Annotated in this window: 5 protein-coding genes and 1 pseudogene; 2 read left to right on the top strand and 4 right to left on the bottom strand. The window is 69.8% G+C overall.

What is annotated here, in order from left to right:
• Positions 1-74 precede the first annotated feature (74 nt).
• Positions 75-614, top strand: coding sequence for a Bug family tripartite tricarboxylate transporter substrate binding protein (locus tag JWP65_RS07160; RefSeq protein ID WP_367280482.1), 540 nt, complete (start codon positions 75-77; stop codon positions 612-614).
• Here JWP65_RS07160 and JWP65_RS07155 read toward each other — a convergent pair.
• Together JWP65_RS07155 and JWP65_RS07150 are read right to left on the bottom strand one after the other, a co-directional pair.
• A pseudogene (locus tag JWP65_RS07155) lies at positions 583-660 on the bottom strand (glutathione S-transferase); the annotation flags it as partial. The gene JWP65_RS07160 and the pseudogene JWP65_RS07155 sit on opposite strands and share 32 nt — an antisense overlap.
• Before the next feature lie 16 nt (positions 661-676).
• Entirely contained in the window at positions 677-1,660 is a 984-nt protein-coding gene (locus JWP65_RS07150) for a tripartite tricarboxylate transporter substrate binding protein (RefSeq protein WP_299762035.1), read from the bottom strand.
• 176 nt (positions 1,661-1,836) lie between these two features.
• Between JWP65_RS07150 and JWP65_RS07145 the strand changes: the two genes are divergently transcribed.
• The gene (locus JWP65_RS07145) at positions 1,837-2,448 is read left to right on the top strand and encodes a 3'-5' exonuclease (protein ID WP_299762032.1); all 612 of its coding nucleotides are present in this window, start codon (positions 1,837-1,839) and stop codon (positions 2,446-2,448) included.
• A 42-nt stretch (positions 2,449-2,490) separates the two neighbouring features.
• Here JWP65_RS07145 and JWP65_RS07140 read toward each other — a convergent pair whose 3' ends face one another.
• Together JWP65_RS07140 and JWP65_RS07135 are read right to left on the bottom strand one after the other, a co-directional pair.
• Positions 2,491-4,488, bottom strand: coding sequence for a hybrid sensor histidine kinase/response regulator (locus JWP65_RS07140; protein ID WP_299762029.1), 1,998 nt, complete (start codon positions 4,486-4,488; stop codon positions 2,491-2,493).
• A 1-nt stretch (position 4,489) separates the two neighbouring features.
• A complete protein-coding gene (locus JWP65_RS07135; RefSeq protein ID WP_299762041.1) occupies positions 4,490-6,490 on the bottom strand; it encodes a transglycosylase domain-containing protein in 2,001 nt (666 codons plus the stop codon).
• Positions 6,491-6,542 lie beyond the last annotated feature (52 nt).

The raw sequence follows: 6,542 nt of genomic DNA, 5'->3' as shown, positions 1-6,542 counted from the left end.
TCGCCCCCGGGGGCTCCGACATCTCGGCACGCATCCTCGCGCTGAAGCTCACGCAGCTGTGGGGCCAGGCGATCGTGGTGGACAACAAGCCCGGCGCGGCCGGCAACATCGGCGCCGACATCGTGGCCAAGGCCGCCGGCGACGGCCACACGCTGGTGGTCGGCACGGTCGGCACGCACGCCATCAACCCGGCGCTGTACGAGAAGATCCCCTACAACAACATCAGGGACTTCACGCCGATCAGCTTCCTGGCCTCCACGCCCAACCTGCTGGTGGTGAACAAGAGCGTTCCCGCCAACAACGTGAAGGAGCTGATCGAGCTGGCGAAAAAGCAGCAGCTGTTCTTCGGCTCCTCCGGCAGCGGAACCTCGATCCACCTGTCCGGCGAGCTGTTCAACACGCTGGCCGGCGTGAAGATGCAGCACGTGCCGTACAAGGGCCGGGCCGAGGCGATCCCCGACCCGCTGGGCGGGCGCATCCAGATGATCTTCGACAACATGCCTTCGGCCCTGCCACTGGTGCAAAAGGGCGAGCTCAAGGCGATCGCGGTGACCAGTGCGACCCTGGACGGTGCCGTCATCGGGGGATGCCTTTCTCCAGCAGCGCGAGCTTGACGTTGTTGTAGTAGTTGCTGAGCGCGAATCCGTGCAGGGTGATCATGGACTGGTCCTCGGGCTCACTCGATCTTGGCGCCGGATTCCTTGACCACCCGGGCCCACTTGGCGGTCTCGGCCTGGATCAGGCTGGCCAGCGCTTCGGGGCTGCCGCCGGCCGGGTCGAGGCCCAGCTTGGCCAGCTTCTCCTTGACGTCGGGCAGGGCCAGCACCTTGAGCGTTTCCGCGTTGATGCGCATCTGCACCTCGCGCGGCACGCCGGGCGAGGCCAGCAGCGCGAACCACGAGGTTGCCTCGAAACCCGGCAGGCCGGACTCGGCGATGGTCGGGATGTTGGGAGCCGCCGGCGAGCGCTTGGCGCTGGTGACGGCGATGGCCTTGAGCTCGCCCGAGTTCACCAGCGGCAGCGCCGACGGCATGTTGTCGAAGATCATGTGGATGCGCCCGCCCAGCAGGTCAGGGATGGCCTGGGCCCGGCCTTTGTACGGGATGTGCTGCATCTTCACGCCGGCCAGGGTGTTGAACAGCTCGCCGGACAGGTGGATCGAGGTGCCGCTGCCCGAGGAGCCGAACGCCAGCGGCTGCTTCTTCGCCAGCTCGATCACTTCCCTGACGTTGGATGCCGGCACGTTCTTGTTGACCACCAGCAGGTTGGGGGTGGAGGCCAGGAAGGTGATGGGCGTGAAGTCCTTGACGTGGTCGTAAGGCATCTTCGCGTAGAGCGCCGGGTTGATGCCGTGGGTGCCGACGGTGCCGATCACCAGCGTGTGGCCGTCGCCGGGCGCCTTGGCCACGAAGTCGGCGCCGATGTTGCCGCCGGCGCCGGGCTTGTTGTCGACGGTGACGGGCTGGCCGAGCGAGCCCCATTTCTCCGCCAGCACGCGGGCCAGCGTGTCCGGCGCGCCGCCCGGCGGGAAGGTGACCACGATGCGGATCGGCCGGGTCGGCCAGGCGCCGGACTGGGCCTGCGCGCAGGCCAGCGGCCAGGCCGCGGCCAACAGCAAGCCGGTGGCGGCGGCAAGGGTGCGAACGCGTGAACGCTGCATGGGGAGGTCTCCTTCTTGGGTGGTATGCAAACATTCTCTGGCGGCGCGGGCCGGCGGTGAATGCTCCTGTGCCCTAGGGTGTCGCCCGCGTTACTCGCCCCACCAAAGGCGCGAGCTGCCCCATCCCACCCTTTCCCCAAAGGGCGAAGGAACAAGAGCGGCTATCCTTGGCGCCAATGGAAGCTCCCGCCATCCCCGCCCCCGAAGAGATCGCCCTGCTCGAGCCGTTCGAGCGGATCGGGCTGGCCGGCATCCGGCTGGTCGCCACGCAGGCGCAAGCCGAACTCGCCGCCCGGGCGCTCGAGCAGGCGCCCGCCTGGGGCTTCGACACCGAATCACGGCCCACGTTCAACGTCGGCGAGGCCTCCGAAGGCCCGCACATCATCCAGCTGGCGACACCGGGCGAAGTGTTCATCTTCCAGCTGCACGAGCCCGGCTGCCGCGCCATCGCCGGCGAACTGCTGGGGCTGGCCGGCCACATCAAGGCCGGCTTCGGGCTGGGCGACGACAAGCGCCGCATCACCCACAAGCTGGGCGTGCAGCCGCAAGACGTGCTGGACCTGGACACCGTGTTCCGCGCCCGCGGCTACCGCCGGCAGATGGGTACCAAGGCGGCGGTGGCGGTGCTGTTCCAGCGGCGCTACCTGAAGTCCAAGAAGGCCGCGACGTCCAACTGGGCCAACCGCCAGCTGACCGAGGCGCAGCTGCTGTACGCGGCCAACGATGCCTGGGCCGCACTGCGGGTCTACCAGGCCCTGGGCAGCCCTGCGGATATCCTGAACCGGTGAGAACCGGACCGCCCATCGCGGACCGGTTCTTCAGTGATGCCCCTATCCTCCCCGGATGACTTCCTGCACCTTGCGCAGCAGCACGTCGATCAGCACCGGCTTGCGCAGCAGGCCGATCCGCTGGCCGACCAGGTCGGCCTCCAGCACTTCCTGCGCATAGCCGGTGATCAGGATCACCTTCAGATCCGGTCGCATGGCGCGGGCCGCGTCCACCAGCTGCTTGCCGCTGATGCCGCCGGGCAGGCCGATGTCGGACAGCAGCAGGTCCACCGGTCCCAGCAGATTGAGCAGGCGCGCCCCCGCCACGCCCGTGGTCGCCTCGTGCACCACGTAGCCCAGGTTGCGCAGCGTCTCCACCGTCAGGGTGCGGACCACCTCGTCGTCCTCCACCACCACGATGGTCTGGCCGCGCCCGTCCACCAGTTCTTCCACCGGCAGCACCATCGGCGGCTCGGTCTCGCCGCTGCTGCGCGGCAACAGCAGCGCCACGCGGGTGCCGGCGCCCGGCTCGCTCTCGATCGCCGCATAGCCGCCCGACTGCCGCGCGAAGCCGTACACCATCGACAGGCCGAGCCCGGTGCCCTGGCCGATCGGCTTGGTGGTGAAGAAAGGATCGAAGGCGCGGGCGATCACCTCCCGCGGCATGCCGGTGCCGCTGTCGCCCACCGTCAGCCGCACGAAGTCGCCGCCCGGCAGCGTGTCGTTGGGCCCGAGCCGCACCGGCCCGAGCGTGAGGTTCTCGGTGCGCAAGGTCAGCGTGCCGCCGTCGGGCATGGCGTCACGGGCATTGATGGCCAGGTTGAGGATGGCGCTTTCCAGCTGGTTCGGGTCGCACTCGGTCGGCCAGGCGTCGGGCGCCAGCTCCAGCGCCACCTCGATCGCCTCGCCGGTGGTGCGGCGCACCAGCTCGCGCAGCGACTGCACCAGCGCGTTCAGGTCCACCTGCTGCGGCGCCAGCGGCTGCTGGCGGGAAAAGGCCAGCAGCCGGTGCGTCATGGCGGCGGCCCGCTGCGCCGAGCCCATCGCCATGTCGACGAAGCGCGGAATGCCCGGCCGGCCCGCCACGTCAAGCCGGCGGATCATCTCCAACGCGCCGACGATGCCTTGCAGCATGTTGTTGAAGTCGTGGGCAATGCCGCCGGTGAGCTGGCCGATGGCTTCCATCTTATGGGCCTGCCGCAGCTGCTCCTCGGCCTGCAGCAGCTGGCCGGTGCGCACCTGCACCTGCCGCTCCAGCTCGGCGCCCGAGCGGCGCAGCACCTCGCGCGCGTCCACGATGTCCTGGATGTCGGTGCAGGTCCCGAACCAGCGCACGATGCGGCCGGCGTCGTCGCACACCGCCTGCGCCCGCCCCAGCACCCAGCGGTAGTGGCCGCAGCGATGCCGCAGCCGGTACTCGATGTGGTACGGCTCGCCGCTTTCCAGGCTGTGGCTCCACACGGCCCAGGCGCGCTTGCGGTCCTCCGGGTGGAACAGGTCGCTCCAGCCGGTGCCGTCGGTGGAGCCGGACGGCACGCCGGTGTACTCGTACCAGCGGTCGTTGAAGTAGTCGTGGAACCCGTCCGGCCGGGTCGACCAGATCATCTGGTCGACGGAGTTGGTGATCGCGCGGAACTTGCCCTCGCTCTCGCGTAGCGCAGACTGGGCGGCGACCCGCTGCGTCGCGTCGCTCGCCTGCACGAAAATGCCGCTGACGGCGCCGCCTTCACCCCGCACCGGCTGGAACACGAAGTCCACCACCCGGCGCCGGCCGCCCTCGTCGTCGTCCAGCTCGACCGCGACCTCGTTGCCGACGTAGGCCTGGCCCGACGCGTAGACCCCGTCCAGCACGGTGACGAAGCCCTGGGCGGCGAGCTCGGGCAGGGCCTGCTCCACGCTGCGCCCGAGCAGCACGCGCCGGCCCACCAGCCGCAGGTAGGCCTCGTTGCAAAAGCGAAAGACGTGCTGCGGGCCGTCGAGCCAGGCCACCGCCGCGGGCGCCCGCAGGAACAGCCGCTGCAGCTGCTGGAGGTCGTGGCTGGAGGGCCTGGGGTCGGTCACTTCACTGGATCATCTTGAGCAGCTTGCCCAGCAGGTCGTTGACCAGCTCCTGCACCGGCTCCTCGCGCGGCTCCGGCTCGCGCGGGCGGGGCCGCGGGCGCGGGATCTCGAATTCGGCGCGGCCATCGATGGCCTTGACGCGCAGCGCCTGCAGGAACACGTCGCCAACGATGGGCAGCGCGCTGCGCGCGCCCTGGCCCCAGCTGTCGGCCATGGTCACGCGGTTGTCGTTGTAGCCGACCCAGGCGCCGGCCACCAGCTGCGGGTGCATCATGATGAACCAGCCGTCGGCGGTGTCCTGGGTGGTGCCGGTCTTGCCGGCCACGTCGGCCTGGATGCCCCAGCGCGAGCGGATCGCCATGCCGGTGCCCTCGTCGATCACGCCGCGCATCACGTTCACCAGCTTCAGCGCCTGCGTCCGCTGCATCACCTGCACGGGCTTGGGCGAGGCGAAGGTCTGCAGCACCTTGCCATGACGGTCCTCGATGCTCAGCACCAGCTGCGGCTCACCCATGTACCGGCCATTGTTGGCCAACGTGCCGTAGGCCGAGACCATTTCGCGCAAGGTGACCGGGCTGGTGCCCAGCGCCAGCGAGGGAACCAGCTCCAGCTTGCTGTCGCGCACGCCAAGCTGGTAGGCCAGCTCGGCCACGCGCGCGGCCCCCACCCGCTGCACCAGCTGCGCGGTGATGCGGTTGCGCGAATACACCAGCCCGTCGCGCAGCGTGACCGGCTCGCCCGTCGGCGGCTGCGGGTCTTGCGGGCTCCAGACCGGGCCGCCGCGTTCGCGGATCGCCACCGGCTGGTCGATCAAGGTGAAGTCGGGCTCCAGCCCTTGCTCGAACGCCGTGCCGTAGACGAACGGCTTGAAAGTCGAGCCGGGCTGGCGGCGCGCCTGGTTGACGTGGTCGAACTGGTCCTGCGCGAAGTCGGCGCTGCCGACCCAGGCCAGCACCCGGGCGCTGCGCGGGTCCACGGCCAGGAAGCCGGCCTGCAGCAGCGCCCGCTCCTGGCCCCTGGGCCGGCTGCGGTCCGCCACGTCCTGCAGCGCGCGCATCTGCCGCGCCACCGCCTGGTTGGCGGCCTTTTGCAGCCGCATGTCGATGGTGGTGCGGATCACCAGGCCGTCGGCGTGGATGTCGTAGTCCCGGCGGTCGGCCCAGGCGATCAGCCACTTGCGCAGGTGCTGGGCCACGTGCGGCGCCGGCCCCACCGGCTCGGTCTGGCGCTCGAAGTCCAGCCGCAGCGGCCGCGCCGCCAGCGCCCGGGCCCGGGCCGGCTCCAGCTTGCCGTGCCTGGCCATCTGCGCCAGCACGGTGTTGCGCCGATCGCGCGCGCGCTCCGGGTTCAGCACCGGGTTGTAGTAGCTGGTGCCCTTGAGCATGCCGACCAGGGTGGCCGCCTCCAGCACGTCGAGCTGGTCGGCCGTCTTGTCGAAGTAGGTGCGGGCGGCCATCTCGATGCCGAACGCGTTGTAGAGGAACGGGACGGTGTTCAGGTAGGTTTCGAGGATCTCCTGCTTGGAATAGATCGCCTCGATCTTCAGCGCCGTGATCGCTTCCTTGAGCTTGCGGGTGATGGTCGGCGCGCGGCCGATCTCCTCCGGGTACAGGTTGCGCGCCAGCTGCTGCGTGATGGTGGAGCCGCCTTGGAGATCCCCGCGCAGGGTGCTCAGCGCCGCTCCGAGCAGACGCCGCACGTCGATGCCATGGTGCTCGTGGAAGCGGTGGTCCTCGGTGGCGATCAGCGCATCGATGGCCAGCGGCGAGATGCGGCCCAGCGGCACCCACTGGCGATTGATGCGCTTGTACTCGGCCAGCACCACGCCGTCCCCGGACAGCACCACCGATGGCTCGGCCGACTTGGCCTTGCGCAAGTCGGAAATGCTGGGCGTGAACGGGATCAGGACCAGCACGTAGGCCAGCAGCAAGGCCGGCACCAAGGCCGCCGTGCGCCCCGGATGCCGGCGCGCCAGTGCATAGAGGCGGCGCCCCTGGTCCATGGTCCAGGCTTGTGCCCGGGCGAAAGCCTGTCTCATGCGTTCCAATCTAGTT

It is taken from the genome of Ramlibacter sp. (assembly GCF_028292805.1).
GTDB lineage: Bacteria > Pseudomonadota > Gammaproteobacteria > Burkholderiales > Burkholderiaceae_C > Ramlibacter.
This window is presented reverse-complemented; position numbering and strand designations above follow the sequence as displayed.

Excerpts from the sequence above, each read along its gene's own strand:
- JWP65_RS07150 (WP_299762035.1), bottom strand. The coding sequence starts at position 1,660 with ATGCAGCGTTCACGCGTTCGCACCCTTGCCGCCGCCACCGGCTTGCTG.
- JWP65_RS07145 (WP_299762032.1), top strand. The coding sequence starts at position 1,837 with ATGGAAGCTCCCGCCATCCCCGCCCCCGAAGAGATCGCCCTGCTCGAG.
- JWP65_RS07135 (WP_299762041.1), bottom strand. The coding sequence starts at position 6,490 with ATGGACCAGGGGCGCCGCCTCTATGCACTGGCGCGCCGGCATCCGGGG.